The sequence below is a fragment of the Actinotignum sp. usb-actsch-rep-73 genome (assembly GCF_059082735.1).
The window spans coordinates 1-24797 of record NZ_JBHNPV010000001.1 but is presented as its reverse complement, the minus strand read 5'-3'; the positions used below and the strand labels follow the sequence as shown (position 1 = coordinate 24797).

Here is a 24797-nt window from a genome sequence, read left to right as displayed (position 1 = left end):
GTTGCACGCCAGAATTCGTGCAACAAGAGGGGGGGAGCCGTGGGCAAGCGTCGAGGGTTCGGAAACATCCGCAAACTACCATCCGGCAGATTCCAAGCGTCATACCGAGGCCCCGACGGCGGTCGACACAACGCCCCCATCACTTTTGAGCGAAAACGGCAGGCAGAGCAGTGGCTCTCCACCGTCCAGGCCAGCATTGCAACTAGCACATGGCAGAGCGAAGAAGACCAGAAGCAGGAGCGCGTGTCAAGGCTGGAGGCGGAGCAGGCCGCGCAATTGACGTTCACCGACTGGTCGGAGCGCTGGCTATCCTCACTGGAGAGTATCGGCAGGGCTAAGAAAACGATCCAAACCTACCAGTACCGCGTGAAACAACTTCGGGAGATTTTCGGAAGTACCCCCCTCGTGCTCATAACCTCGGACGACGTGCAGGACTGGTACAACCAAAGCATGAAAGAGCGAGGCCAAGGCGTCACACGACCCCTCTACATGACACTGTCCTCATGCATGGGAGCGGCAGTCAAGGCCGGGAAGCTCTCCCAGTCTCCGTGTCGCGTGGCGGGCGGACAACAGTACAAACCAGTCACGGACGCGCACCGTCAAGTGGCCACACCCAGCGAGGTACTAACATGTGCCGACAACATGCCACCAAATCTGCGCCTTACTGTCCTATTGGCGGCGTGGTGTGCGCTACGCGAGGGCGAGATCATCGGACTCAAACGCAAGGACTTCACGCTAGGGGACTCGCCGGTGGTGCGTGTCGAGCGGCAAATACAATACCTTGCGGGTCGTGGCCCGGTAGTAGTGCCACCGAAAAGCGAGACAGGCAGGCGCACAATCAGCATCCCCTCGTCACTCGTGCCAGTCATACAAGAGCACTTAGACGAGTGGGCGGCACCGGGTGCAGAAGGGCTGGTGTTCCACCGTGAGACCGACTTGTCCATGTCGGTGCATCCCAACACGCTACGTGGCGCGTGGAACAAGGCGCGCGCGTCAGCGGGTATCCCGTGGTTCAAATTTCACGACCTACGCCACACGGGGCTAACCGTGTACGCCCAACAAGGCGCAACGCTCGCTGAGCTTCTGTATAGGGGTGGCCATAGTGATGTTGAGGTGGCCTTGAGATATCAGCATGCGACGGCTGAGAGGGATAGGGCTCTGACCGGCCTCATGGACACCCATATCATCGTGTGACTAGCGCATATACGGAAATAGAGTGCCGCCAGCCGCCGACCTGTTGGCCGTCACAACGTGGCAGCCGCTCACGCTCAACAGATCATCGAAGCTAAATACTCCACCACGGTCTCCATTGAAAGAGCACTCACACGAAAGGAAATCCTTGCGCGAATCGCAGACATTCTCGACGAGCAGAACGAACTCGATCTTGACGACCCGGAAGAATCCTTTACGTTTGACACGCTCGACTTCGAACGAATCAGCCTAGAACATACGCTGAAAGAACGAAGAGTCTGAACCCCGAAACGATCGCGAGGCTTCGGCGGTCAACAGAATGGTGAAAAAGCTGGATAAGTAAGTGGATTACACTTGACGCGCACATACATAAATGTGTATAATAATGACATGAAAGGAGGTAAGAGAAATGGAGCTAGCCGGAATTGCCGGAATCCTCTTCGGGACCGCAGCGATCATCAACGCTACAGCGTCCTTCATTCGAGCCATTAAAGCTCGAGACAAACGGAGGAAACGGTAAAGGATCGGCTCTCGAAAGTAAACCAAGTACCTTCGAGAGCCATCCAGCTCCATTTCACCACACTAGGAATGAAAAACAAAACATACCCATACGTCCTGCTGGCTTACATGCTGGCAGTAGTCGCATTCATTGGCGGACACCAAGCCCTAGCAGCTACAGGCGCTGTGCTCGCAACCGTCGGTGCACTGATCGCCACGGTAGCTGCCTTTGTGCACGCAAGGAAAACCGATGCCTAAACTCTACCTATCACGTTCAGAGTTCGCTCAACGTATCGGCGTCAAAACAGGCACCCTAGCGCGCTACAAAATCCCTGACCCCGATGTCATCATCGGATCAGGGCCGCGCCCCACATTCGGGTGGCTACCCGAAACAATCGACGAGTGGAACGCTAACCGCCCAGGGCGGGGCAACTGGTCAAAGCCCACCATTTGACGGCAGATACGCAAAAACCGCCCTCACAATCCACACGGGAAGTGAGGGCGGTTTTCTGCGTATCTACCACCAAAAAGTGTTGGCTTTGTTTCTTCAGATGTTTCATTCACGTGTAAAAGTTTCCTTTAGAGTCAAGGAGGAAACTTTTACACATGAATGCAACACATGCAAACAGGCTACCCTTGCGGGGGTGGCCGCGAAAACATCAGGTATGAATTGCAAGGACGCTCCACGGCCACCACACACCATGCTAGCAGGCGCATCAGGGTTTGCTGGACGATTCTAGGCACTCTAAGCGCGATTCCAACCTTTCGTGTGTTTTCTCAGCTGACGCGGTCAGTGCGCGAACGTCGAGCCTCAGCCCGTCGATTTGGTCTTCTGCCCGCTGGTCGCGTCGTTCACGACTGCGAGCATCTTCCAGGCGGGCTTTCTCAATACCGTCGACTTTCCGCATGAGGGTTTTCATGCCCGCGCGCACTTCGTCTAAATCGTCCCGCAAGTGGGTTCCGTGGCTGTTGGTGACTCCTTCGCGTGCGCCCCGTGCTTCGGTTTCCGCCTTGGACGCGCTCTCGGATATGTCAGCCATTTGGGTTTGTAGGCTGGCGACTTTCCGGTTGACCCATGCGACGAGCCATCGGATAAAAGCCCCGAGCAGAGTCAGGAAAGCAACAACAAGTGCGGCGAGTCCGGCGACTACTTCCTTACTTGTGAGGACTTCAAAAATAGGCTCATTCACTCGCCCACCTTCTCCGCGTGTTTACCTTTGGGCATTCCGCCTGGGGTGAGCATGCCCACCCATTCAAGCAACGATTCTCCACCGATCTTCACGTGGGAGAGGATTTGGTAGACCGCCCAGAAGATACCGAGCAAGGCGGTAAGCTGAGCGACCAAATACTCAACGCCCGCCGGGTATTCGGACACCAGCCAAATACCCGCCGACAACACCGTGGCCGCAACGCTGACGAGAACAATACGGCGCTTGTGAGTCCACCACGGCTTATCCAACGCGGCCTGCACCAAAGGCCAGACAATGCCCACGACCACCGTGGTCACGAACGGGTCAACTGCAAGAGTTTTCAGGGTTTCCATTTATTCAGTCCTTTCACGGTTTGACTCCGAGGGCTTTCGAGCCAGCCCACGAGTGGTTTAAAGCGATCTGCATAGCCTTCACGGTCTCGGCGTCCCACGTTTTCGTCACGGGAATCCGGTGGCCTGCGGGGATACCAGAAGCGTTCCACCACGTTTGAAACGCGCCAATCGTGATCGGCCCGTCGAAACCATCTACGGGGATACGATCCACGCCGGTCGCCGCCTTAAGCCTGTAAGCGTCCAGCGACCAAGACAGGAAGTATTGGAGAGCCCTGACTGCGGTCGGCTCCCACCCGGCGTTTGCTGGAACACCGAAGACTTGCCGGAAACGCCTGCCAGTATGCGCCCCCCAAATGCCGTCTTCTTCCAACTCCCACGACGAAGAATCCCCCGTGTATTCGGGGCGGACAACCGCGATCACCGAACTAAGATTGCGAGTGCGCCGATACACGCCGCCACCGTTGGACTGTGACCCTGACGCGCCCGACGACGTATTCCCCTCGATCGTCTGATAGTAGGAACCGTAGTTGCGTTCCACGAACCCCACGTGGTCTGCAACCCCGTCCCCGTCCCAGTCGAAGCACACCAGGTCACCCGCCTGCGCGCTGGCTTTAGCGACGAGCCTGCCGAGGTTGCGGGCAGCGTTGATCCCACTAGGCACATACGCGAAATCCCCGCCCGGCGGTGTCATACCCACCTGACGCAAAACCCAGGTCACGAACATTGCACAATAGGGGACACCACTGGCGCCGAAGTAGGCGCCGTGGCGGGTCGCGTAATCGCGCCCGTACTTGGTTCCTTCCTGCGGGTCAGTCCACCGCGAATATCCGAGCTCGCCGCGCGCAACATTCAGAGCTTGTTCAACGCTTGCCATCAGTTGGCCTCCTCTTCAACGACGGGGTGCGGGTCAGGCTCACCGTCACCAAACTCCGGCATCTGGCTCATCAAAACCTCTTCATCACTAGCCAATGGTTTCCACCTCTCTTGAGTTTTTGGGTATAAGAAAACCCCGCACCACCGGGTGCAGGGCAAGAAAAAAGGGGGGGGGCGTCTCTTGGTTTAGACCACAGTTGACGGCGAGAGTTGAACCGTGAGCTGAGTCCACGAATCCGACGACAAGTCAATCGACAGCGCCGAAGCCGCATACACATACAGGCCGACCGTCCGCTGTTCTCCAGCGCGGATAGTCCCATAACCGACAACAAAACCGTTCGCGTCGCCTGAATCATGGAACCGGCTCTTAAACGACGTGGCTTTAGCCGTGTTATCCGGGTACAGCTCCAAGTCTGCCTCGCCTGACCGGACGCGCGCCCAACAGTTCCCAAATGCGATAAACGACCGCGCGTAGGGTTTGACCGGAATCGACAGTTCAGCGACTTTCACCCAACCGCCGCCACCGACCGAGGTTCTCGCAGTCAGGCCGCTAACGGCTCCGGCGGTGAGGGTCTGGTTTTCGTTCATGACCGACAACACCCACGCGCCGCCTGTTTTAGCGCCGTCCGAACGGTACAAGATACCGCCAATATCGAAATATGCGGGTTTGCTTGTGGTGGGTGCGTGCCCGGTTGTTTGAGCCCGATCTAGCATCGCCCGCGCTGACGCCACGGACTCCGCTTTCGCGATTGTCCCAACGCTATCGGCGAACTTCGGCCACGCTTCCAAAAGCGGGTCACCAGCCGTCGGGATTGTTGCACCGTTCCAATGTTGACTGCTCATTTATTCGCCTCTTTCGTTGTTTTCTTCGCTCGTGATGTCGTCGCGCGCCCACCCTTGCGGGTACTGGTCGGGGCCAGCCGTAAACGGGCTCAGCCACGAGTCCGAGACGTTCTTCCACACTTTCCCGTCAATCACTATGCGACCAGACGGGCCGACCACGTCAGTATGTTTCAGGTCTTCTAGTACGCGGGGTGGTTCTTCCTTCACCGCTTCGGCGTAGGCTTTGGCGGCGAGCTTCGCTTGTTGTTCAGCGTCGCGTTTCTGCTGTCTTATCCTGAACGCTTCCATGAACAGGTCAAACAACCCATTTAATTCATCGTCGGACAGTTCACTGAAGTCCATTTCTTCCAGTTTCATGAACGCCCCTCTCATGCGCTTGCCACGTATTGGACACTGATGAACGATGTTCCTGTTGGGCACCATGTTCCGGTGTTCTGCCAAAAAGCTGGGGCAAAACTTTCGCCCTTTGTTAATTTCATCAACCCGACGGCAGTAGGGCGGATATTCACGTTGGCTTGGAAACTGCGCGTATCCGACGGATCAGAGTTCCAATTGACGCGGTCTAAGGACTTTCTTCTCATGCCCGTCGCCACCGCCCACCCGTCTTTAGTGGACGTATAACTCCAATCGGTCACCGCCGTGATCTGATACCAGCCAGTAAGGGGAGCGACGAGCCATCCGGCTGATTCTGCGAAACCGTTGAGCAAGACTTTTTCTTTACATAGGCTAAGGCTCATTATTTGTTCGCCGTTCTGGAGCGTCGAATACGGGAGAGTGTTACCAGCCCACCTGCAATACGCGATAGGCGGAGCCACTAACGTTCGCCACGACTGCGAACCAATCACCGAACCCGACTTTGTTCGCACCGTCAGTTCGGCGGGCGAAAGCGCGGCAACCGACGTGCCGCCAGCCATCTCAATAAACGGCTTGCCAGACCCGTCGCGATACAAGCGGATTTTTTTGTCATTAGCGCGCCCGAAAGTGAACGACACCGAGCGCAGAAGAGCAGGATGATCAACCCCCTCCTTGATGCGGCCGCCAAGCGTGGCGCTCGTAATCCGAATATCCGGAGGCAACTCTATAGACGAATTACCGCCAATAAACGAAACCATCCCCCCGATGCCCTTAGAATCAACGTAAGTGAGGCCGAAGTGCGTATCAGGATCTTTAGAAACGTGGGCAACAATGTTCGCGCGCCCAAACATGTTCAACGTATTCTCAGGGAAAGCCTTAGACGCAGAATAGTACGCTTCATACACTGGGCGTTCTAGATTAAATTCCAACAGCAAGCCTTCACTGGTAGGCCTCAATCGAACGATCGTATCGCTCAATTTCCAACCTGCAGCGCTATTAAGCGGAACCTGATAGGTTTCCTTCGAAATAATCTCCTCGACCGTAATATCCGACCCAATGATCTTCTTACCGATAAGGGTTTCAGCGATCATACTTCCGGGGATAACAGCGTTCTGGGCGACCAGCTTGTCAATGACAGCCTCATCGAACACGGCGAGCTTGCTCCACATCTCCTTACTCGCATACACCGCGTCGGCAGTCACCGCGTCCTTACCGATGGTGTCCGCCCCGATTTTCACCTGCTGCCAAGCGGTGCCAGTCCACGTGAAGCGGCGCACGATCAGCCCTCCCGAAACAACATCCCACAACGCGCCAACCGGCTTACCCGCCCCTTCTGGAGTCAGCGGATTGTGGTCTGCCGACGTGTATCGCCCGTCAGCAGAAGCAGCCTTTGACAACGCTTTAGAGGCCGTAGTTTGGGCTGACGACGCCAACGACTGCGCCTGGGAGGCTTTCGCGTCCACGCCGTTAGCTTTTGATAGCGCGTTTGATGCGTCAGACTGGGCTGCCCCTATGCGCGCGTCAAACCCATCAACGCTCGCCTTCGCCTCTTCAGCCTTGTCAAACGCCTCCTGCGCCCGCGCTCGCACGCCGTCCGCCCGTGATTGAGCTTCTTTCGCTTCACTCATAGCCTCCAACAAGCGTGTGCCAGCCACGCCCGTCGCAACCGGGGTCGCACCATCGGGAATCACGTTCGGGGATACAACCTGGGTGATCCTGCCCGACCCGTCCAACAAGACAACCACCGTCGCACCAACAGCGGTCACCAGACCGTCAGATGGCCCCGTCTGCTCTACGCCTTCGCCTTCGCGAGCCGAAGCGGGAATACGGACGCGCACGGCCTGCGAATCCGGGTAAATCTCTAACACCGTGCCCGTGTTCCAGCCGCCTGACTCGTTGCCGGTCGTGGCGGTCGCGTTCTGCGACGCGACAGCCTGCCCCTTCTTCGGGGCAACGTCCAACCATAGGCTCTTTTTCACCATTGCAACTCCTCAACATCAACACGCATACGAGAACCAACCTCACTCAACGGGATCGACAACGCGACCACCCTGCCGACCGTCACGTCAGAGTCGCCCGTGTGGACGCTAATCACATCCCCAACTTCTAGGCGCGGGTCGCATATGATTTCAAACGACCTAGTGCGCACCGGGTTTAGCGCTTCACCCATGTAGGTTTTCGCGGCCTTACCCAAAGCCCCGGGGGACGTGGCGGCGCTAAACTCCCGGTGGTCTGTCACCCACCCATAGTTTTCAGGCTCAAACGGGTAAACCGTATTAGTAGCGGTCGCCGATAGTTTCGCGTCCCCGTCGCCCGTGCCCGTCACGATCCAACGGTTCGCGCGTCGCGGCGTGGACTCACGACTAAACCCGACCAGCAGGTCATCGCCCGCATACGCGGCAACAGGTTTGCGGCCGTCGCGTTTTTCCCACACGTGCAAACACCCGTCAGCCTTCACCGCGTATTCCAAGCCCTTGGCCGTGCACAAGTCACGGATCGCCTCGGTGCGACTCGTGCCCCATTGCGACAGGGGGGAGACGGGGGCGTCAAACGTTCCCGCGTCTAACACAACCGGCAAAGAGCCAGCAAGGCGTTGTAGCTCGGTAGAAACGCGCGCGCCACTGGCCGGAGACGACCCCCAGGCGAACGGGTCTTCCTCCAAGGTTTGCATCAGATCGAGGGCGGTCACTGAAACCGCGTCCTCGTCCTCATCCCACGAGGTAATCAGCCAGAACCCTAAATCGGTTTCCCACCGGATGCCTGAAGAGTCCTCGATAATACTGAACACCTGCAGGCGTTGCCCGTAATTATTCAACGGCGACACCGCAGACTCAGGCAAAAACTCCAAAGGTGCCTTCAACGTCAAACGACCCGGAACAACCCGACTCGACTGCACCTCCAACTTCACATCCCACACCGGAATATCAACAGCCAGAGTCTCCCGGCCACGAACCGAATTCACGCGCACACCCACACCCGCAAAACGCAAGTCAACAACATCAGGGCCACTTCTCATGCCGGCATCCCCGCAATCTCACGTGCTAACTGTGTGTAGGTCACGTTCTTCCAGGCGTTGCCAGTTGAAGCCCACTCGCCCCACGTCAGAACGGGAGCGGCACCGGAAAACGCGTGGGACGCATCCAACTGGGTGCGCACAACCTCGCTCCACGTGAAGTTCACGCGGTGTAACCCGGTGGAGGCGAGCCAATCCACGTCAACGGCCTTCACTTGAACAACGCGGATTCCGACACCGGGAACAGGCGCGCCCGTACCCACAACAACCGGCTGGCGGTCTCGCAACAATTCCCACGTTTCTTCCACCACGCTGGCAGTAAAGGCAAGAGCAATCGTCTTACCCGCCCGAGGCTGGATCGTCAACGGTTTACGCACATACCCGTTCGGCATGATCTTCGCGTCTGAAGACCATGAAAGAATGTCCTTCACCGGCTGAGCACGCAAACCAACCACGCCACGCCCGTTTAGCCTGGTGAGCAACAGGTCGCCAGCATGAGACGGTGTGCGCGTCAGCTCATGGGCGACGTCGCCGACCATGTAGCGTGTTGCCACGCCTGGGGCTGCCAGAGCGTCCGCAACCATGAACGGCGCGCCCTCACCCTTATGGTGCAAGACACGCCCACCATCGGCACTAACCGTCACATCCTCACTGGAATAAATACACGGCAACCCCGTATGGGCGGCCACCCACGTTTTTAGCGTCACTGTTGGTCACCTTTCCGCGAGAATGCGAATAGTTTCATCTTGGACGGTCGCCTTAACCTGTTCACCTGTAAAAGGGTTCGTCACAATCGCCGTCAGGTGAATAACCGGCGTAGTTGACGCGCCAGCGAGTGACCCGTTCGCGAAACCTTGGGCACCCATCGGGATGAACCGTCCACCGAACTGTTGAGCGACTTCCGCGAGAATCTGCTCACTCCTCCGGCGCTTAGACAACGCGAGGGGGATGTAGGCTTCGCCGCCGGTTTCCGGTTCTGCCCATACGCGCCACGATCCCGCCGGGGCGATTTGCGCCGTGTGGTGTTCGAAGCCTCCGCCCGCGTAGTAGTGGACGAGCCCACCATCTGCCATGGTGATCCCACCTTGACCGCCTGCACCTTGGGCAACGCGCTGCCCATAAATTTTGATGTAAGCGGTCTTGCCGTTAATTTCGCGGACGATAGTATCGGCAACACTACGGGCGTTATAATCCTGGCCGTTGATTGTGATAGTTCCGGTCTTGGAATTGATAGTTGCCTGGGCTTGGTTGGCCGCGTCCAACACCTTCGCATTATTTCCGTCAATGGTGATCGTGCCCGTGGACGTGTCCACCATGCCAAGGGAGACCAGCAACTGGGCGATTGCCGGATCGTCCTTCGCGTTAATTGAATACACGCCCTCCGATGTCTCGACTATCCCGAGTGATTTCATGAGGGTCTCAAACGCTGGAGTGTCGTCGCCGTAAATGGTGAGTACTCCGTCCGTGTTGGACGTGACCTTGTCAATCAGGGCGTCAATATCCTGTTTCGCCGCCTCATCGTCCACTGTCATGTCAATCACCGTGGACTTATGGTCGGGAATCAATCCGAGTTTCTTCGCGAACTCTTCCGCCTCTTTGCCGGTAATCCCTAACGCGGCCAACTGCTCATACAGGCCGTTAGTGAGTTCCTGTTGGCGTTGGTTCAACGCTTCCTGCGACGCGCCGGTGGCGGTGAGCGCGTCCATTTCCGTGTTAATCGCTTCGATCTTGTCCTTGGTTGCCATGATGAAGCCACGGTTTGCTTCGCTTGCCGTGTCGATTTGCCCGTTCTGGTCGCGCATGACACCCGTGGAGGCGCTAATGGCTTCCGTGAGTGCCTTAGTAGCATCCTGTGTCGCATACTGGGCGGCGATCAGGTCACCGTTTGCGGCGGCTTGTTTGCGTTGAATATCCATCAACGCTTCAATCGCCTGGGCGTGGCGTTCGTTCGCGTCGATGGACTTTTCAGACGCGTCCACTTCGCGCTGTTTCGACTTGGTGGCAGAATCGACCGCGGTTTTTAGATCGTTGTAACCGTTTTCGACTGCAACCGCGGCCTTCAACTCGCTGTTCTTAGTGCTAGTGGCTTCCACCGACGCTCTAATGAACGAACCAGTAGCCTTCACGTAGGCTTTGCGTTCCGCCTTACCCCGGCTCATCACCTCGTTATAGCGTTCGACCGCGTCCTTTTCGCCGAGAATAGCGCCCACATAATCCGACGACTTGCCACCTAGTTTTGTGTAAGCTTCAAGGAGTCCCTCTTCTTCTAGTTTCTTTGCCACCGTGGCGCGCGTGTTTTCAGTGATCGACCCGGTTTCTGCGTCCAACGTGGAAGCGAACTCCTGCACCTGTTGTTTCGCCTTCATTTTTGCGGCTACAAACGCGGCAACAATCGCGGTCAACGCGGTTAAACCAATACCGACGAGGCCAGCAGGCGAAATAAGCCCCAGGAGGGCGGTTTTAAGGCCGGTGACTGCCGTTTGCCCGGCCGCCATTGCCACCGAAATCCCTTGATTCGCTGCCATCGCCTTTTGGACGTTAACGAACTTCACAACCGTCTGCACCGTGTCAAGGATCCCTGTTTTTAACGCGCCTAGGGGCTTGTGGAATGCCACAATCGCCGTGACCGCCGCTAACACGGGGGCAGGGAGGTTCAAGAAGTCGGCTCCAAGATTCGCGACAACTTCCACCAACGGCAACCCGGCTTTAACAAGCGCCACGAGTTCGGGGCCAAGTTGAGCCATAGCACCGAGGAATTCCCCGCCACCGTGGGCCGCACGCGCTAGAGCGGGCGACAAACGGTCAATACCGTTCATTACAAGGTCAGCGAACGCCTGCGTCAACTGGGTTGCCATAGGTATGGCGGGTCCGAACCCGTCCATGAACGCACTCCCGATAGCCCGCACCTTCGGCGACGTTGCGGCCAACGAAAGAATGCCAGCGGTAGCAGGACTGAGGACGGCAGAAAACCCACCTAATACGGGAATACCCTTCAACCCGAGAGACACGATTGCCCCACCAAGGCCCGCGATTACCGGCGTGTATTTCGTGAGCTTGCCTAGCCCTCGATCCACGCCCGACACGTCAAACCGTGCTATCGCTTCGGTGCCTTTGCGGAGCCAGTTGGTGACCTTCTCGAACGCTGGCGCGAAACGACGTTCGGCAATGTCGGAAACGTCCTGTACTTTCTTTTGGACTTGGCGCATATTGTCGGCGACAAGGTTTGCCCACTCGACGGCCTTACCGCCGCCGTTAGGGTCAATGAATGGGCGAGCGAGGATAGCGCCTGTATCGCGCCAGGCCGCGTGGATACGGTCGGTCGCGCCTGTCCACTGTTGTTTAATGTTGTCGGTTGCGCCACCGAACTTGGCTTGCATTCCCTTGGTGAGCGCGTCGAGAGCGTCCGAGGCGGATAATGTGCCGTTGGTGATGTCCCGGCGAATCTCGGAGCCGGTTTTGCCCATCTGACTACCGATGAGGGTTGCAGCGTCCACGCCACGCTGGCCCAGTTGCATAAGGTCAGTTGCGGTGATCTTCCCGGCCGCTTGAATCTGCGCCAGCACGTAGGTGATCTCGCCCAGTTGCTGAGACGATCCGCCGGTTGCTGCGACCGCGTTCTGGATAGCGTCAAGGACGGGGATAACTTTCTTTGCGTCCATGCCGAACGCGAGCAACTGTTGTTGGGCGCTAATAAAAACGCTCTTACTAAACGGGGACTTGGAGGCGAGCGCGTTGAGCTTTTCCATCTGCTCATTGACGGCCTTCTGGCTACCTAGAACAGTTTGGAGGGCGGCGCGGCTATTCTGCTGGAGAATGTTGTATTGTGCGCCCGTTTTTAGGGCGTTCACGCCGATTGCTGTCATACCGGCCGCGGTGGCAGTCAATGCGGTGGCGATAGTTTGAGCCCCGCCTTTAATGCTACTGGTGAGGCCGGTAAACCGTTTGCCCGCGTTGTCTACGCCTTTGTCGAAGCCTGAAGAATCGAGGGTCAGGTAGGCGGCGAGTTGGCCGACGTTGAAAGACACTACGGGCTCCATCCTGTACGTAAAAACTGGTTATTGGTTGAACAATCGTCTGACGCGGGTCTGGTCGTCATCGAAGAGACTGAAAACAAGGCTCCTGAACACCGGCCACGGCATGGCCTGCGTTTCCGGGGTCCATTCGTTCACGCGGTAGGTTTGTGCAAGATCGGCGACAACATGCTCCCAGTGGCGCATGAGCCACCACCATGACAGGCGTTTTCCCGTTGGTTCGGCGACCGGTTTAAGGTCGTTGGGCACACGGTAGTCGGCGTAAATGGGGGTGCCGTCTTCGCCGGTGCCGATAGGGTCCCCTACGCCGTAGGGTTGCCAGTCTTGGAGCGTTTCGAGCCTTTTGGGCGTGGCTTGGCTTCTGGTTCCCCGTTAGCTCCCATGAGCTGTTTGACGAACAGTTCGGCCGCGTCTTCGTCCCCGCCGTTTGCCCAGTAGGCGATTGCGCCCCATGTGGCGATAAACAAGAACGTGGGCGGGCACCCGTCGTCTTTCAACTCCTGCACCTGCCGGGCACCGAGAACCATGTCAGTGACGTCTTCGAAGTCTTCCGGCCACCCGTCGATGGTTTCCGCGTTTAGTAGTGGTTCACCGGCGTTAGCGCGTCGGAATTGTTCAGCCTGCAAGGCTTGGAAACCGGCGATGAGTTTGCCGACGCGCGCGGAGGGAACGGGGCTAGTGATCGTCCACCGGTCGGCTTCCATCTCGAACGGCTTGGGCAAGTAGGAGGTGAGGTTAAGGGACATGGCGGGAACCTTTCACAAAAAAATTGGGGAACAGGGGGTGGTGGGGCGGGTGGAAAATTGCAGGAGGAAACGCCCGCCCCACCAAGACAACGGGGTTACCGCTGGGGGGTCGTAGCCGGGTTGGTGATGCGCTTACGCGCACCCTGGCCCTTCAACGTGAACGACCAGCCGCCGATACCGTTGTTACCGGTGTTGGAACGGTTCGCCGCCGACACGGTGCAGGCGATTTCGTAGGCTTCCTTCGGGTTCGGGGTGCCGTTCACGGGCTTGTCGTAGTAGCGTGCCTTGATGGTCTGACCGCCCTTACCGTCCGGGCCAGCGGCAGCGAGGAGTATTTCAACTTCGGGCAGGAAGTTCCCGTCTGCCATGCGGTGCTGCTGGACAGAGAACTCGAGTTGGACGGTTTCGCCCGTTCGGATGGGGTGGTCTGCGCCGTGGTCGTCGTAGGTTGCGCCGTCTTCTTCCTTCGCGGACACGGTCGGGTTGATCGCTGTCGCAAATCGGACGGGCTGCCACTTTGAGCCGTCTTCAAGGTAGATGTCTACGCCGTATTCGTAGGAGAATCCGAGCGTGGTTTCAGGGGTGGTGTTGGCGGGTTCTGGCATGGTTGCCTCCGTTTCGGTCGGTTTAGTGGTTTTTGGTTCGGGGCCGTTGGTGGGTGTCATGTGGTGACCTCCAGCAGGTAGTTGTCGGTGCGTTCGTCCACGCCGGTTGATGGGTCTGCGCCGAGTTGAGCGGTCGACTCATGTAGGACGCGGGCGACATGCACGCCACCCCATGTTTGGTTGTGTATGGCGTGCAACACGGCGAGCGCCTTGTCCGCGTTGGCGTCAGCGTTCAATGGGGCGCGGCTACGGATTTGCACCCGGTAACGCCAGACGGTTTCGTCTGGTGCGGGCGGGGTGATGTGGTAGACGTTGATCGCGAACGCGGTTACCGGAGTGGGTGGGAGACGCTTGGCGAACACGGGCGGGATTGTGGTGGCCTGCGGATATGTGCCAGTTAGGCCGGGCCAGTACGCAACCTTTTGGTTGCTTAAATGGGTGCCAATGGCGTTAATAATGTCGGTTGCTGTCATCTCAGGGCCCGCCATATTTCTGCTGCCACTAGCGCCCTCATCGTCGCGTCCTCGTCGTGCAGTGGGTCTTCGAGGTATTTGGCTTTACCGGCCTTCGGGTGGTTGTATCCCAATTCCTCATGCTGTCGCACCGCGTAGGGGGTGTCGAACGAGACGGCGACCGTTTCCCTGTTAGGGCGACTAACCGCGCCAGAACCGCGAAGAATGCCGTCCCTGAGGGGCGTTTGGTTTACGGCTTCCGACAACAGGTGGTGTCCGGCTTTCGTGAGTCCACGCATTCCAGCGTCGCGGGTCATGTCGATTACTTTGGGGCCGTGCCACTCCATGCGGATTGTTGCGCTCATTCGATGGACACCTCCACATAATCTGGCATGGGTAAGCCACTGGGGTTGGATCGTGCGACGGATAAGACTCTGCCGGTTCGCCCACTCGGGAGGGTGATGAGTGTTTCTTCATCCATGCTGATGTGGGTTTCTGGTGGCATCGCGATTTGTGCGCTGGATGCGACTAGTGTCCCGTCTTTGGCTCGCACCTGATGGACACGTTCGACGACGAAGCACCCGGTGACCGTGGTTTCTTCGCCGGGCTGAAACCCGTAAGGCGTTTGCACTGTCCGACTCATGGTCACGGTGTGAACACCGAAGAGGTCGAGGGGGTTGAAACTCATTAGCCGATCACCCCGACGGGGCGTGGGTAGATGCCGGCGAGTTTGAGGACTGCGACAGCTTCCGGGCATACGCGCGTGGCGTACGTGTTGCGCGCGTTGACGGTTGTTTCTGCGCCCGCGAATGACACCGAACCGGACAAGAGGCTGGAGGAGGCAACCGTGTTGGACGTGGTGACACCGGGGTTAAAGGGGGTGATGTGGTTGTCGTGCCAGAACATGGCTTGCACGCACGCGGCTTCCACGAACGACGCGCGGGTGTTCTCGTCTGCGCGCATGAGGGTACAGGGGAACGTGAGAGCCAGAAGCCGGTCAGCTGACCGTAGGAGCTTAATGATGTTTTCCGGTGTTGTGGTGGGGTCCCCGTTGTTTTTAGCCCACGCTTGCCAGTCTTCGAGTGTGGTCACCTCTGTCCGCCCCTTTCTGGAGTCAATAACATGAAATGTGGGGGTGTGGTGCCCGCCCGCGCTGGGAGTGTCCCCTATGTCCCAAACCGTCACTTCCAGCGTTTTGGTGTGAGCGGGCACCACGACTATTAGCCCTTCTTAGCCCGCTTGGGTGCGGGCGTGGCTTCAACCTGTTCTGGTTCTTCAACCGGCTCAGGCTGCTTGTGATAACGACGGAGCAACATGTCAGCCGCCGATCGTCAGGTCAAGAACGCCCTTATCGTTGAGGCGCTTGACTGCGTAGTGCATGTTGGTTGTCGTGACAATGGTGCGCTTGAGGATGTCCTCGTCGCGCTTGACCTCGGGGCGCTTCTTGTAGAACAGACCAAGGGAAGCGTTCTTCAAGATCACTGCGTGCTTCGGTTCGAGGCGGTTGGTGACGTACACGGGCATACCGGCAATAAGGCCGATAAAGCCACGGCGAACGATGGAACCTTCACCACCGGCAGACACTTCGCTGGCCTTGATGAACTGAGCGTCCTTCATGATCTGCGAACGCTGTTCTGCGCGAATGTAGAGGCCCGAGAACTCTGACGGCTCAAAATCGTCGCCGAACTTTTCGAGGCCGTTGACGATCTCGTCCCACGTCAGGGCGGCGCCGGTGATGGTGTGCTTGAGCGGGTCGGAGTTCTTCTTGGTGCCAGTCTTCTTGTTCACGATCCCATCCGTGATGGTCGCGGTGGCGGCGGTAATGAGGTCCTTGTCGACCTTGCGGGCCGAAAGGATACCGAACTGGCGGATAGCCTCGTCCTGCACGTTGCCGATGCCGACGAGTTGTGCCTTTTCGGAGAACTCGACGGCCTTACCGGCTTCCTTGATGGTTGCCATTGAGGAGGACTGCGTGAGTTCCTCGGTGGTCATGGCAACCCCTTCGGTGAGGTCGTCGAGGTCAGTGAGCAGGTTCCACTTGGGGAACTGGATAACTTCGCCGGGGTTGCCGACGAGGTCATCGCGGGTCAGGACAGCCGAAGACGTGGCGATAATTGCCTTGTCCTGGAACTGTTCTGCGGTTAGGTCTGCCCACACGTCCGGGGCGTATAGGTTGGTTGAGAGCGTGGTAGCCATAGGGGCTACCTCCTTTCACGAATTCGCGTGTGTGTGATTGGGTGGGGTCTGGGTCTAATTGGGTTACGCGGTGGCGCGTAACTGCTCGTACAGGTCCGGGTTGGACTGGTAGAGGGCGTTGCGCTGTTGGCCGTTCATTTTGCGGAACTCTTCAACGGTGGTGGTCTGCGTGCCGGTGTTGCTGGGGTCCACGGTTGAACTGCCATTGGGTTGGGTGAGCGCGAAACGCGGGTTATCGGCAATGAACTGCCTGATGTGGTCGGATAATGCTGCCTGGTCGCTGGTGTTGATGGTTTCGAGTGAGTCGGTGAACCGTTTGGAGTCGGTGAGCATGTCCGGGTCTGCGATACCGTTGGCGGCCTTGTACACGTCGAGGAGCCTTTGGGCGGTTTCTCTGCCGGTTTTTTCTGCCGCGTATTGGGCGGTGACTTCCTCAATGGTGGTTTTGGTTTCGTCCATGCCGAGGGCTTTGGTGAGCGCTTGGATGATGGCTTCGCCGGTGATTTCGGTGGGAGCAGGTTCCGGGGTGGGCGCGTGTTCTGTCTTTGGTGTGGGCGCGGGTTCCGGCTTCGGGGTGGGCGCGGATTCAGTTTTCACTGTTGTGGGCGCGGGCTCTGGCTGAACCGGCGTAGTGGCCTGTTCTGCGGTTTCGCTTGTGTTTTCCGGTGCCGCTTCGGTCGCGGTTGACTCTGCCATAGGGGCCTCCCTTTCATTGGTGTGGGTAGTCGGATAGGACGTTGGATAGGTTTGAGCGCACGAAACCCCCTATTTGCTAGGGGCTTGCGGTATCGGGTTCCGGTAACCGGGTTTCATGTTTGCTTCCCGGTAGCGCAAGCGCGCCAGCTGCTCATGTTCTGCGACGAGTTCACGGATTTTCGCCCGGTGCATGTTGATCTGTCGTCGAAGTTTCGTTTGCTCATCAGGGGCGAACGTTGCCTCTAGGTCGCGTTTAAGCCGTCGGATTTCGCGCTCATGTCCGCGTTGTTTCTGCGAGGCCTTGTACACCGTGGGGTTTTCGCGCCCGTGGCTTGGGGTCGTCAAACCCGGGAAAAAGGCGCGGGTGATGTGCGTACAGTTCGGGTGGAACAAGCCCTTGGCTTTGGCTTCCTCCACGCTTGCAGTAACGGTGACGGGCACCATCACCCCGTCGCGGGTCGCGTGCTCAACCTTAATGGTGCCAGTGTGCGCGCCTGACAGGCTGAGAATCTTCCCCTGATAGGGCGCACACAAGTGGCAGGTGTATTCGTTGCCGGTGACCATGACGAGGTCAAGGCCGAGGGCGTTGAGTTCGTCGGCGTATGAGCCCCGGAAGGCGTGCATCGCGCCTGTTCGGACTGCCATTTCCACGTAGGAGTCGATTCGCCAGTTTCGCCCGGTCTTGTCCGTGAACGTGCTGATCCCCCGGTCGAGGTAGTCCGCTAGGGCGTTGCGCATCGCCATTCGGCTTGTGGTGGCGCCGGTGACGGTTTGGGCGACCGGCACGGCCATTGTCTGCTGGTACACGTCCAACACGTCACGCAACACGAGGGCGGGCAGGCTGGTGATGGTTCGGAGCGTGTCGGCCGCGATCCGGTCTAACCCGCGCACCACATGCTCTGGTGGCTCATACCCGGCTTCGTTGAGGTCAGCCCACGCCATGCCTTGCCCGGCTTCTCGCGCGTCGTCAATCACCTGTTGGGCTGCGTCGATGATTGCTTTCCAGTCTTCGCCTACCGCTTGGGCGAGTTGAGCGTGAAATTGGGCGAGTTCGCCGAGTCGTTGGACCTCATAGGCTGGCGCGCCCCTGTCAGCGTCAATACTTTTGCGGATGATCCGCGCAAGATGGATTTCGGACGCTGCGACGAGGTTGCCTACCTGGTGGGCGAGCATTTCCGCCCGAATCTGTTGGAGTGTTTCGGGTGAGAGCTCCGCCCACCGTGGGTCACTTGTTGGTGTCCTCTTCTTCGTTTTCGCCATCGTCGGTCACCTTTCCGGGTTGCCACTGGTCAGGGCTTGCGAGTGGTTGGGCGTCGAGGAGGCGTTGGACTTCGTCGGCTACTTGGGTGGTGTCCCAGTCGGGGTGGATCATTTCCACGCCGGTTTGTAGGGAGAGGAGTTGAGCAGAACGCATGGTCGCGGCCGTGTTCGCAAGATCAGAGGGTGAGGCGTCTTCCATGTCGGGGAAGGTGACTTTTACGCCGCCGGGTTGCAGTCCGGGCGTGTTGAACACCGTCTGGTCGATGGTGAGCATTTTGGAGACCAATTGCTGGAGGGCGGTGGTTTCGATCCTGATCTTCCGGTCGCGCGTCGTCATGGTCGTTTTTTCGCGGGCTTTGACTTCGGTTGCCGTAATGTCGGAGTCTTGCACGTCCCCGAATGTGCTGGTCGAATAGCGCGCGCCTCGGATGATCCGGTGAATGAGGTCGACGGCGGTCTGCTGGTGTTCTGCAACGCGGATAGCGAACTGTTGAGCCTGAACGGGCACCGTGTCGCGCATACTCCCGGCGAGCCCTTCAAGTGGTGTAAAGACTTCACGGTCGAGGTTGAACACGGTTTGCCCGTCGCTGGTTTGTTCAAGCATGTTGGCGTCGGCGAGTATGCGCGCCTTACCTAGACGGATGTCCCGCATCCAGCTGGTGTAGACCTCGTCGAGCGCGTCCATGAGGGGTTCTTGCCCGTCAAGGTCACTACGTCCAAGCATTCGGGCTTGGGGGATGTGTCGCCACCGGCGTTGTGGAGTGATGTTGGGAATGTAGGCGACCAGTAGTCCGGGGGTGATCCCCTCGGTGGCCTGTTGGTGGTCGTCCACGCTGCCTGCGAGTCCCACGGTGGCAGGGTGCTCAGTCAAAGGCCGGGAGGTGCCGACGCTTGTTGCTGTCCCCGAATAGAGGGCGTGGGAGACAACACCGCGCCCGTTCGCGTCGAGTTCGTGGTGTTCGAAGTGACGCCAAACGGTGGTGGAGTCTGTTTCCAGGGTTGTCCAAAAGGTGACGGCGACAAGACGGCCCCATCGGAATACGGGGATGGCGTGGTCTGCGTCTACGGTGGTTAAAAACGGCATGTCTGAGATTGTGGGGTCCCATGTGACGCGCATGTACCGGCCACCGAGGGCGGCCCCGGTTTCTGCGCCTTCGAGGAGCGTGTCTGCGAGGCCGTTGGCGAGGTATTCGCTGATCCGCTGGTCGGTTGTTTCGTGCCCGGTTTGGATTGTTGGTGGCTGAGAATAGAGCAGGTCGGCGCTGGTCGCACACAAGTCGCTCGCAATCGGGACGTGCAGGTCGTGGCGTGATGAGGCGGGCGTGTGGGTGTTGGTTTTACGCCCGTGGAACCATCGGCGGACAAGTTTCCCGTTGGCGCGGGTCCCGATAACGTCCTCAAACCCTGCTCCAGTGTTATCGGCGTAGGCTTTGGCGAGTTTCTGGGGGTCGCCTATCCACCATGCTTCCCACCGGCGCATGTCAGCCAATGGGGTTGCCCACGCGGTGGGAGGCCATTGCGTGTTGTTTGCGGGCAATGCCATGGGTGGCCCCTTTCATTGGGTGTGTAGGGTGCGTTCGATTGTGGGTCGCCAGAGGCGTTCGGTAGTTGTGAGCGCGTAGCGGGCAGCGTCGAGGCTGTGGTCGGCTGTTTTGATGGGTTTATCAGTTCCGGCAAGTTGTGCTTTCGGGTCCCACGAGTATCCGGGCGCTTCGGCTATAAACCCGGTGCAACGGTCGCTGACATGGAGCCAACCGGATGCTAAGCCGTTAGCGGTGAGGCGGATACCGTAGAGGACGTCGTTGTCCGCGTCGGTCAGGCCCCATGCGTTGTCTTGTTGGAGCTGAACCTTAAACGAGGCGGCGGCGGGGTCTACGATCAGGCGACGAGGATGCAGGTCGGCGTTTTCTGGGTGCGGGAAGTGTTGTTTTTCCTTTAGCCAGCGGAGGAGGGCTTCGGATTGTTCGCGGTCTGTCCATGTGCCGTGTCCGCGGTTGGTTGCGTCGATCCTGAATTCGTCCGCGAGATATAGGTGCCCGTTTTCGCCCATTGCGAGGATGAGGGCGGCGGTTGGGTTTTGGGTGCCGTAGTCGATGCCGACGGCGTAGCAGTCCACCATGCGGGGCAATTGTTCCCATGGGGTGACGTGTGTGGTGGGGTCCCACATGTCGTAGACTGCGCCTTCGGCGCTGACCCATTCGCCTTGGATGAAGCGCCTGTACCAGAGGCCGGTGAACTCGCGTTTCTTCGCGGCGATATACTCGGGGGTGAGTCCGGGGTTGTCGTCCATGGTGAAGTGCCAGAATCCCCAGCCGTCGAGTTCGTTGATCCGGTCGATGTAGTTCGTTTTCAGCCAGTGGGACGGAGAATCTGGGTTGGTTGTGGCGAAGAGGCGTGCGCCTGTGACGGAGAGTCGTCCGAGGAGTTGGACGAACATTGCTTCGGGGAGGAGGGTTGCCTCGTCTACGTAGGCTCCGGCGAGTGTGAGGCCACGGATTTTGGATTCGGCTTGGGCGTCGTTCGCGCCGACGATCCACACCCATCGGCCCATGATCTTGACTCGTTCGGAGGCCATGCCGTAGCCGCCGATGGCTTTGGGGGCGATCATGGCTATGACGTCGAGAACGTTGCGGATGATTGTTGTTCGGGTTTTCCCGAGGATTGCGACGGGTCCGCGTGGCGCGTTGGAGAGCCAGTGGATGAACGCGATCAGGCTGATGATGGTTTTTCCTGAGCGGATTGCGCCGTCCCATAGGGTGAAGTTGTCTCGGTTTGTGGAGGCCGCCCAGGATTCGATTTGCCGGGGCGAGAGTTCCACTGGTTACCCCTTGTTGATGCGTTCGATGCTGGTTGCGAGGAGTTGGTTGAGCATTGCGGCAGTTTCGGACGCGCCGTCTTCTGCCTTGGGTGCTTCGACGCCGTGGAGGCGTTCGATACGGCTCATGATTGAGAGGACGCGGTCGGTTGCTAACGGGTCGCCTTGCAGTGCCGCCGCGTAGTGGGCGTTGAGGAGTTCGTCGTATCGGACGAGTTCGATGGTGAGGACCTGGTCTGCGTTCTCTCGGGTGATTTCTTTTAGTGCGTCATCGATGTAGGTGTGGGCGGTTGAGACGCTGATGCTCATTGCTTCGGCGATTTCGCGGTATGACGAGCCTCCCATCCTGTAGGAGAGTGCTTCGTTCATGCGGTCGCGCCGGCGCTTGTCGATGCGTGTCTTCTTCGGTGTTGCGTTTTTCTTTTGTCCCATGGTGGTCGTTCCTGGCGGTTAGGGGATTGTGTGCCCGCGCGACGGTTGTGGGCCTGCCTTACCGGCCGCGCGGGCTTTTGGTGTCAGCCTCGACGTAGGGTCTTCCATGCCTTCTTGATTCGAGTATTGACCGAATCGGAGTGGCTTCGGCTCCCGCGAAGGGTGCTCACTGCTTTTCGGGTGCGTTTTGTGATGGTCTTGAAGGCTTTGCCGGTTCGTTCGGCGAGTCGTCTGAGTGCTCGCTTCATTTTTGTTGTGCTCTCTTTCTGTTTGGCGGATGTGAATGTGGCCCCACCCGGGAATCCGGGTGGGGCCACTTGGTCGGAACCGGTTTTTTAGTAGTCGATTCCGAGGACGGCGGCGAGCTGATCGCCGGTCATGTATTTGTCGGGGGCTGCGCGGCCGACGAATCCGATCGCGGCGAGGAATCGATTCTTTTCTTCGCGGGAGCGGAAGGAAACGGCAAACCAATGCTCAGAATCGGTTGCGGCTATGCGACGGTTTTGTTCATTGGCGGCGCGCTCACGGTAGCCCTCTCGGAGGGCTTCGATTTCGCGACGGGCATCCTCTTCGAGGTCGTCGGTGTATTCGACGTTCTTGAGGGGGTCGGGGGTGGGGTCGCTTGGCTTTTCTCGCTTGATCGGCTTTTTCGCTGTGGCTTTGCGGGTCTTTTCTGCGCGCTTGATGATGGCCATTGTTGCGGGGTCCTTAGTTGTGGAGGAATTGTAGGTCGGCGAGCGGGAACCAATCGAGGAGGGTTTGGTAGTCCTTTGGCGAGTGTTCGCGGAGTGGGCCGAGGAATCGCATGTCGATTCCATCGAAGGAGCGGCCGAACCACTGATAGTCGATGGGGAGCTTGATTCGATGGCGGTCGATGCAGTCCATGACTTCGCTCTTAAGCCAGTCATAGATTGGGCTGACCTTGTGGTCTTTGGGTTTCATGACGCCATGTCGAGTGAAGCTTGCTCTGCGGACGATGCTATCGGCAGCTCGGACTCCATCGGCGACCCAAGTATCTTCCGGGAGGTTGAGGTCGGCGCGGATCATCTCCCAGAACGTGGGGAGGTCAATGTTGGGGAAGTCGGCGGCTTCGATGACGGCGAGACGCTCGGGCGGCTGGTAGACGAATGAGTTGAGCATCCGGTAGAAGCTGGGGTGTGGGTACAGGTGGATTTTCTGGTTGAACGCCTGTTCGAGGTCGCTGATGGTGTCTTCGATGAATCGGAGGGTTGTGTGGCCCTTGTCGCCGGGCGGGTTGTACATGTAGGCGAGGTGGGTTTCGATTCCGGCTTCTCGGAGTGCGAGGTTGGTGGCGATGGCATCTTTGCCGAGGCTCATTGCGACGAGTACTGGCCTGTCCTCGCTTTTAAGTTTTTCCCTGATTTTGGTGCTTGGGGGTTGGTTTTTGACGATGGTTGTCATTGGTTCCCCTTTCTCTTCCGCTAACTATAACACTCATAGTTATATATTGTCTATAGGGGTAGTAGAGAAAGTTGTATATTTTTTGTAATATGTAGCGCATGACAAAGCTAGAGGAATTAGCGGCTGTTCAGCGCCGGTTGGATGATCGGAAGGCGCTGATGAAAATGCGGGATCAACTGTTGTTGGAGGCTCGCGCGGAGGGTTTTGGGTGGAAGGAAATTGCTCGCGCGCTCGATATTGGGGATCCTCAGATTGCGAGGAATTTGGGGCAGCGCGCTAAAAAGAGGCTTGGTGAGTAGTTCCCTGTTTGCAGGAGTGGCAACTGTATAGAGTGTATGGTTTAGTGCCTGTTTGTGCAACTGTTATTGGAATGTTATCAAAAAACACACTAAATATAATATGGTGTGTTATACTTAAGTCATGAGAACAAAACAAAAGGGTTTTGTTCACCCCTATAAAGAGGGAGAACTGAAATGAAGGCATACCAATCCACCGCCGCGCAAGCCCGCTTCGCTGACTCGCTCGGTGAACAAGTCGGTGACGATGTTTTCGAAAACTGCTTCGCGAAAGCCGCGCGGCTGAACGGCAACACCCCTTGGACAAAAGGATCTAGTCGAATCCAAGCCACGCGACGACTCTCCAAAAAAGCCGCCTCGCAACTGATTGACTCACTGCTCGAAGCTAAAAACGCGATCGCCTGATTCTCAACGATGAGGAAGAACAAAAATGACCGACAACAGTAACCCCGTATGCCCTGAGTGTGGCGAAGTGGGAACGATTGAAGCGAACACGTGGGAAGCATGGTGCTACGACTGCGATTTGCATGTTACCGAGCAGGATCAGCCGGAAGAATTTAAAAAACTCCGAGCAATGGTGTTAGCGCGCCGGGAAGAGGTTGGGCGCTTCTTCGATGAGATGCTGAAGCGCGGCAACTGATAAGACCCGGGAAGGTTTCGTCGCTCGGGCTGGCATGAGTATGTCGGCTCGGGCGACCATTTGCGTGAGAATGTGAAGGGGAAGTTGTGGACGGTTGGAGTGTTCGCGCTCGCCGGCTTGGTATGGGGTTAAGTCGGAACGGGTTGGCGCAGATGCTGAAAGTGAGTGAAACGAATTTAACTCAGTGGGAGCGGGGTAAGCGTCCGATTTCTGATCCGGTGCGCTTACATATGGAGCTTTGTGGGCTTGAGGATTTACACGATGAGTTGATTGATCGGGCATGTGAGCTGATTGAGCATTCTAGCGCGGTCAGGGATACGCCGACTGTGCGGGTGTGGGTGTATAGGTCGAATGCTGTTTACTGGCAGTCTGACGTGTGGGCGCGCGAGCGTGGCATCTTGTCTGAGATGCATGCGAGTGCGGTGGCTTATGCGTGTCGGATTATGCGTGAAGAGCATGGGATTGAGTGTGAGATTGTCGCCCGCTAGTGGTTGAGGCGGGCTTGTAGTTTCTCGTTTGTGATCCCCCGTGTGTGCATGGTGTAGCGGATTGCGTCGGCGACGTTGAATTTTCCTGTTTGGTCGCGTCTGATTTTTCCGAGTGTTGCCCATGTGCTGATGTTTTGTGGGGGGACGTCTTCTCCGAGGATGTAGAAGATGGCGTCGCTGGTGAGTTTTCGGGGTAGCCAGGCGGTGAGGATGGCGTGGGTGAATTCGTTGTGCGCTTCGTAGGTGGGGCGTGGTTGGTTGCGGGCGGTAGGGCTTGCGATCCATTCGAGATGGTTGATGGCTTGTTTGATGTTGTCGATGAGTTCGGGGGCGTGTGTCCATCGGCGGAGCGGGTCGGGGAAGATGCTGAAGAGGGCTTTGGCTTGTTGCCAGTTGTTTTTTT

General features: G+C 58.0%; 33 protein-coding genes. 9 read left to right on the top strand and 24 right to left on the bottom strand.

Features of this window, described 5'->3' with window-relative positions; translation table 11 throughout:
- The first annotated feature begins 39 nt into the window (after nt 1-39).
- From AC5RE1_RS00165 to AC5RE1_RS00150, 4 genes are all read left to right on the top strand, one after another.
- Entirely contained in the window at nt 40-1194 is a 1155-nt protein-coding gene (locus tag AC5RE1_RS00165; RefSeq protein WP_493938154.1) for a tyrosine-type recombinase/integrase, read from the top strand.
- Nucleotides 1195-1251: 57 nt separating this feature from the next.
- Complete coding sequence (locus tag AC5RE1_RS00160; protein ID WP_493938153.1) at nt 1252-1473, top strand: hypothetical protein; 222 nt, start codon at nt 1252-1254, stop codon at nt 1471-1473.
- 306 nt (nt 1474-1779) lie between these two features.
- Complete coding sequence (locus tag AC5RE1_RS00155) at nt 1780-1947, top strand: hypothetical protein (protein WP_285084249.1); 168 nt, start codon at nt 1780-1782, stop codon at nt 1945-1947.
- Nucleotides 1940-2143, top strand: a complete 204-nt coding sequence (locus AC5RE1_RS00150; RefSeq protein ID WP_284911892.1) for a helix-turn-helix domain-containing protein — start codon at nt 1940-1942, stop codon at nt 2141-2143. Before AC5RE1_RS00155 ends, AC5RE1_RS00150 begins: the two co-directional genes overlap by 8 nt.
- A gap of 262 nt (nt 2144-2405) precedes the next feature.
- Here the strand turns inward: AC5RE1_RS00150 and AC5RE1_RS00145 are convergent, their stop codons facing one another.
- The 14 genes from AC5RE1_RS00145 to AC5RE1_RS00080 form a co-directional block, all read right to left on the bottom strand.
- Nucleotides 2406-2879: a hypothetical protein gene (locus tag AC5RE1_RS00145; protein ID WP_493938152.1), complete on the bottom strand. Its 474-nt coding sequence runs from the start codon at nt 2877-2879 to the stop codon at nt 2406-2408.
- Complete coding sequence (locus tag AC5RE1_RS00140; protein ID WP_493938151.1) at nt 2876-3232, bottom strand: hypothetical protein; 357 nt, start codon at nt 3230-3232, stop codon at nt 2876-2878. The genes AC5RE1_RS00145 and AC5RE1_RS00140 overlap by 4 nt, the downstream gene beginning before the upstream one ends.
- A 13-nt stretch (nt 3233-3245) precedes the next feature.
- Entirely contained in the window at nt 3246-4106 is an 861-nt protein-coding gene (locus AC5RE1_RS00135; protein ID WP_493938150.1) for a CHAP domain-containing protein, read from the bottom strand.
- Between the two features lie 185 nt (nt 4107-4291).
- Complete coding sequence (locus AC5RE1_RS00130) at nt 4292-4948, bottom strand: hypothetical protein (RefSeq protein WP_493938149.1); 657 nt, start codon at nt 4946-4948, stop codon at nt 4292-4294.
- A complete protein-coding gene (locus tag AC5RE1_RS00125; RefSeq protein ID WP_493938148.1) occupies nt 4949-5305 on the bottom strand; it encodes a hypothetical protein in 357 nt (118 codons plus the stop codon).
- Between the two features lie 11 nt (nt 5306-5316).
- Nucleotides 5317-7284 (bottom strand): hypothetical protein, encoded by a 1968-nt coding sequence (locus AC5RE1_RS00120; RefSeq protein WP_493938147.1) that lies wholly within the window; start codon nt 7282-7284, stop codon nt 5317-5319.
- The gene (locus AC5RE1_RS00115; RefSeq protein ID WP_493938146.1) at nt 7278-8318 is read right to left on the bottom strand and encodes a hypothetical protein; all 1041 of its coding nucleotides are present in this window, start codon (nt 8316-8318) and stop codon (nt 7278-7280) included. Before AC5RE1_RS00115 ends, AC5RE1_RS00120 begins: the two co-directional genes overlap by 7 nt.
- The gene (locus AC5RE1_RS00110; protein WP_493938145.1) at nt 8315-9022 is read right to left on the bottom strand and encodes a hypothetical protein; all 708 of its coding nucleotides are present in this window, start codon (nt 9020-9022) and stop codon (nt 8315-8317) included. Before AC5RE1_RS00110 ends, AC5RE1_RS00115 begins: the two co-directional genes overlap by 4 nt.
- Nucleotides 9023-9028: 6 nt before the next feature.
- Nucleotides 9029-12340, bottom strand: coding sequence for a tape measure protein (locus AC5RE1_RS00105; RefSeq protein ID WP_493938144.1), 3312 nt, complete (start codon nt 12338-12340; stop codon nt 9029-9031).
- A gap of 30 nt (nt 12341-12370) precedes the next feature.
- On the bottom strand, nt 12371-12595 hold the full coding sequence (locus AC5RE1_RS00100; RefSeq protein ID WP_493938143.1) for a hypothetical protein: 225 nt from the start codon (nt 12593-12595) through the stop codon (nt 12371-12373).
- Nucleotides 12596-12648: 53 nt separating this feature from the next.
- Nucleotides 12649-13092, bottom strand: coding sequence for a hypothetical protein (locus AC5RE1_RS00095; protein ID WP_316107897.1), 444 nt, complete (start codon nt 13090-13092; stop codon nt 12649-12651).
- Between the two features lie 95 nt (nt 13093-13187).
- Nucleotides 13188-13697, bottom strand: coding sequence for a phage tail tube protein (locus AC5RE1_RS00090; RefSeq protein WP_493938142.1), 510 nt, complete (start codon nt 13695-13697; stop codon nt 13188-13190).
- A 56-nt stretch (nt 13698-13753) separates the two neighbouring features.
- The gene (locus AC5RE1_RS00085) at nt 13754-14170 is read right to left on the bottom strand and encodes a hypothetical protein (protein ID WP_493938141.1); all 417 of its coding nucleotides are present in this window, start codon (nt 14168-14170) and stop codon (nt 13754-13756) included.
- Complete coding sequence (locus AC5RE1_RS00080; protein ID WP_493938140.1) at nt 14167-14514, bottom strand: hypothetical protein; 348 nt, start codon at nt 14512-14514, stop codon at nt 14167-14169. Before AC5RE1_RS00080 ends, AC5RE1_RS00085 begins: the two co-directional genes overlap by 4 nt.
- 27 nt (nt 14515-14541) lie before the next feature.
- On the opposite strand from AC5RE1_RS00080, the gene AC5RE1_RS00075 reads away from it, so the two are divergent.
- The gene (locus AC5RE1_RS00075; protein WP_493938139.1) at nt 14542-14706 is read left to right on the top strand and encodes a hypothetical protein; all 165 of its coding nucleotides are present in this window, start codon (nt 14542-14544) and stop codon (nt 14704-14706) included.
- A 130-nt stretch (nt 14707-14836) separates the two neighbouring features.
- Here the strand turns inward: AC5RE1_RS00075 and AC5RE1_RS00070 are convergent, their stop codons facing one another.
- The 9 genes from AC5RE1_RS00070 to AC5RE1_RS00030 form a co-directional block, all read right to left on the bottom strand.
- Nucleotides 14837-15241 (bottom strand): hypothetical protein, encoded by a 405-nt coding sequence (locus AC5RE1_RS00070; RefSeq protein ID WP_493938138.1) that lies wholly within the window; start codon nt 15239-15241, stop codon nt 14837-14839.
- Nucleotides 15242-15466: 225 nt separating this feature from the next.
- Nucleotides 15467-16345: a N4-gp56 family major capsid protein gene (locus AC5RE1_RS00065; RefSeq protein ID WP_316107890.1), complete on the bottom strand. Its 879-nt coding sequence runs from the start codon at nt 16343-16345 to the stop codon at nt 15467-15469.
- Nucleotides 16346-16408: 63 nt separating this feature from the next.
- Nucleotides 16409-17041: a hypothetical protein gene (locus AC5RE1_RS00060; protein WP_493938137.1), complete on the bottom strand. Its 633-nt coding sequence runs from the start codon at nt 17039-17041 to the stop codon at nt 16409-16411.
- 69 nt (nt 17042-17110) lie between these two features.
- Nucleotides 17111-18301: a phage minor capsid protein gene (locus tag AC5RE1_RS00055; protein ID WP_493938136.1), complete on the bottom strand. Its 1191-nt coding sequence runs from the start codon at nt 18299-18301 to the stop codon at nt 17111-17113.
- Complete coding sequence (locus AC5RE1_RS00050) at nt 18267-19844, bottom strand: phage portal protein (RefSeq protein ID WP_493938135.1); 1578 nt, start codon at nt 19842-19844, stop codon at nt 18267-18269. Before AC5RE1_RS00050 ends, AC5RE1_RS00055 begins: the two co-directional genes overlap by 35 nt.
- Before the next feature lie 12 nt (nt 19845-19856).
- Nucleotides 19857-21119 carry a PBSX family phage terminase large subunit gene (locus AC5RE1_RS00045; protein ID WP_493938134.1) on the bottom strand — a complete coding sequence of 421 codons (1263 nt, stop codon included), beginning with the start codon at nt 21117-21119 and terminating at the stop codon, nt 19857-19859.
- 3 nt (nt 21120-21122) lie between these two features.
- Nucleotides 21123-21548: a sigma factor-like helix-turn-helix DNA-binding protein gene (locus AC5RE1_RS00040; RefSeq protein ID WP_316107880.1), complete on the bottom strand. Its 426-nt coding sequence runs from the start codon at nt 21546-21548 to the stop codon at nt 21123-21125.
- 335 nt (nt 21549-21883) lie between these two features.
- Nucleotides 21884-22243 (bottom strand): hypothetical protein, encoded by a 360-nt coding sequence (locus AC5RE1_RS00035; protein ID WP_316107878.1) that lies wholly within the window; start codon nt 22241-22243, stop codon nt 21884-21886.
- Between the two features lie 13 nt (nt 22244-22256).
- The gene (locus tag AC5RE1_RS00030) at nt 22257-22970 is read right to left on the bottom strand and encodes an adenine nucleotide alpha hydrolase family protein (protein WP_316107877.1); all 714 of its coding nucleotides are present in this window, start codon (nt 22968-22970) and stop codon (nt 22257-22259) included.
- A gap of 98 nt (nt 22971-23068) precedes the next feature.
- Between AC5RE1_RS00030 and AC5RE1_RS00025 the strand changes: the two genes are divergently transcribed.
- The 4 genes from AC5RE1_RS00025 (at nt 23069) to AC5RE1_RS00010 (ending at nt 24394) form a co-directional block, all read left to right on the top strand.
- Complete coding sequence (locus tag AC5RE1_RS00025) at nt 23069-23269, top strand: hypothetical protein (protein ID WP_493938133.1); 201 nt, start codon at nt 23069-23071, stop codon at nt 23267-23269.
- A 174-nt stretch (nt 23270-23443) separates the two neighbouring features.
- Nucleotides 23444-23671 carry a hypothetical protein gene (locus AC5RE1_RS00020; protein WP_493938132.1) on the top strand — a complete coding sequence of 76 codons (228 nt, stop codon included), beginning with the start codon at nt 23444-23446 and terminating at the stop codon, nt 23669-23671.
- Nucleotides 23672-23696: 25 nt separating this feature from the next.
- Nucleotides 23697-23906 (top strand): hypothetical protein, encoded by a 210-nt coding sequence (locus tag AC5RE1_RS00015; protein ID WP_493938131.1) that lies wholly within the window; start codon nt 23697-23699, stop codon nt 23904-23906.
- An 86-nt stretch (nt 23907-23992) separates the two neighbouring features.
- Complete coding sequence (locus AC5RE1_RS00010) at nt 23993-24394, top strand: helix-turn-helix domain-containing protein (protein WP_493938130.1); 402 nt, start codon at nt 23993-23995, stop codon at nt 24392-24394.
- Here the strand turns inward: AC5RE1_RS00010 and AC5RE1_RS00005 are convergent.
- The coding region (locus tag AC5RE1_RS00005) for a hypothetical protein (protein WP_493938129.1) at nt 24391-24797 on the bottom strand (407 nt) is incomplete at its 5' end. The genes AC5RE1_RS00010 and AC5RE1_RS00005 overlap by 4 nt on opposite strands.

Bases quoted from the DNA above. Each gene is read 5' to 3' on its own strand.
- AC5RE1_RS00155 (WP_285084249.1), top strand. From the start codon at position 1,780: ATGAAAAACAAAACATACCCATACGTCCTGCTGGCTTACATGCTGGCA.
- AC5RE1_RS00150 (WP_284911892.1), top strand. From the start codon at position 1,940: ATGCCTAAACTCTACCTATCACGTTCAGAGTTCGCTCAACGTATCGGC.
- AC5RE1_RS00140 (WP_493938151.1), bottom strand. From the start codon at position 3,232: ATGGAAACCCTGAAAACTCTTGCAGTTGACCCGTTCGTGACCACGGTG.
- AC5RE1_RS00135 (WP_493938150.1), bottom strand. From the start codon at position 4,106: ATGGCAAGCGTTGAACAAGCTCTGAATGTTGCGCGCGGCGAGCTCGGA.
- AC5RE1_RS00130 (WP_493938149.1), bottom strand. From the start codon at position 4,948: ATGAGCAGTCAACATTGGAACGGTGCAACAATCCCGACGGCTGGTGAC.
- AC5RE1_RS00125 (WP_493938148.1), bottom strand. From the start codon at position 5,305: ATGAAACTGGAAGAAATGGACTTCAGTGAACTGTCCGACGATGAATTA.
- AC5RE1_RS00120 (WP_493938147.1), bottom strand. From the start codon at position 7,284: ATGGTGAAAAAGAGCCTATGGTTGGACGTTGCCCCGAAGAAGGGGCAG.
- AC5RE1_RS00115 (WP_493938146.1), bottom strand. From the start codon at position 8,318: ATGAGAAGTGGCCCTGATGTTGTTGACTTGCGTTTTGCGGGTGTGGGT.
- AC5RE1_RS00095 (WP_316107897.1), bottom strand. From the start codon at position 13,092: ATGTCCCTTAACCTCACCTCCTACTTGCCCAAGCCGTTCGAGATGGAA.
- AC5RE1_RS00090 (WP_493938142.1), bottom strand. From the start codon at position 13,697: ATGCCAGAACCCGCCAACACCACCCCTGAAACCACGCTCGGATTCTCC.
- AC5RE1_RS00085 (WP_493938141.1), bottom strand. From the start codon at position 14,170: ATGACAGCAACCGACATTATTAACGCCATTGGCACCCATTTAAGCAAC.
- AC5RE1_RS00080 (WP_493938140.1), bottom strand. From the start codon at position 14,514: ATGAGCGCAACAATCCGCATGGAGTGGCACGGCCCCAAAGTAATCGAC.
- AC5RE1_RS00075 (WP_493938139.1), top strand. From the start codon at position 14,542: ATGGGTAAGCCACTGGGGTTGGATCGTGCGACGGATAAGACTCTGCCG.
- AC5RE1_RS00065 (WP_316107890.1), bottom strand. From the start codon at position 16,345: ATGGCTACCACGCTCTCAACCAACCTATACGCCCCGGACGTGTGGGCA.
- AC5RE1_RS00060 (WP_493938137.1), bottom strand. From the start codon at position 17,041: ATGGCAGAGTCAACCGCGACCGAAGCGGCACCGGAAAACACAAGCGAA.
- AC5RE1_RS00055 (WP_493938136.1), bottom strand. From the start codon at position 18,301: ATGGCGAAAACGAAGAAGAGGACACCAACAAGTGACCCACGGTGGGCG.
- AC5RE1_RS00050 (WP_493938135.1), bottom strand. From the start codon at position 19,844: ATGGCATTGCCCGCAAACAACACGCAATGGCCTCCCACCGCGTGGGCA.
- AC5RE1_RS00040 (WP_316107880.1), bottom strand. From the start codon at position 21,548: ATGGGACAAAAGAAAAACGCAACACCGAAGAAGACACGCATCGACAAG.
- AC5RE1_RS00035 (WP_316107878.1), bottom strand. From the start codon at position 22,243: ATGGCCATCATCAAGCGCGCAGAAAAGACCCGCAAAGCCACAGCGAAA.
- AC5RE1_RS00030 (WP_316107877.1), bottom strand. From the start codon at position 22,970: ATGACAACCATCGTCAAAAACCAACCCCCAAGCACCAAAATCAGGGAA.
- AC5RE1_RS00025 (WP_493938133.1), top strand. From the start codon at position 23,069: ATGACAAAGCTAGAGGAATTAGCGGCTGTTCAGCGCCGGTTGGATGAT.
- AC5RE1_RS00020 (WP_493938132.1), top strand. From the start codon at position 23,444: ATGAAGGCATACCAATCCACCGCCGCGCAAGCCCGCTTCGCTGACTCG.
- AC5RE1_RS00015 (WP_493938131.1), top strand. From the start codon at position 23,697: ATGACCGACAACAGTAACCCCGTATGCCCTGAGTGTGGCGAAGTGGGA.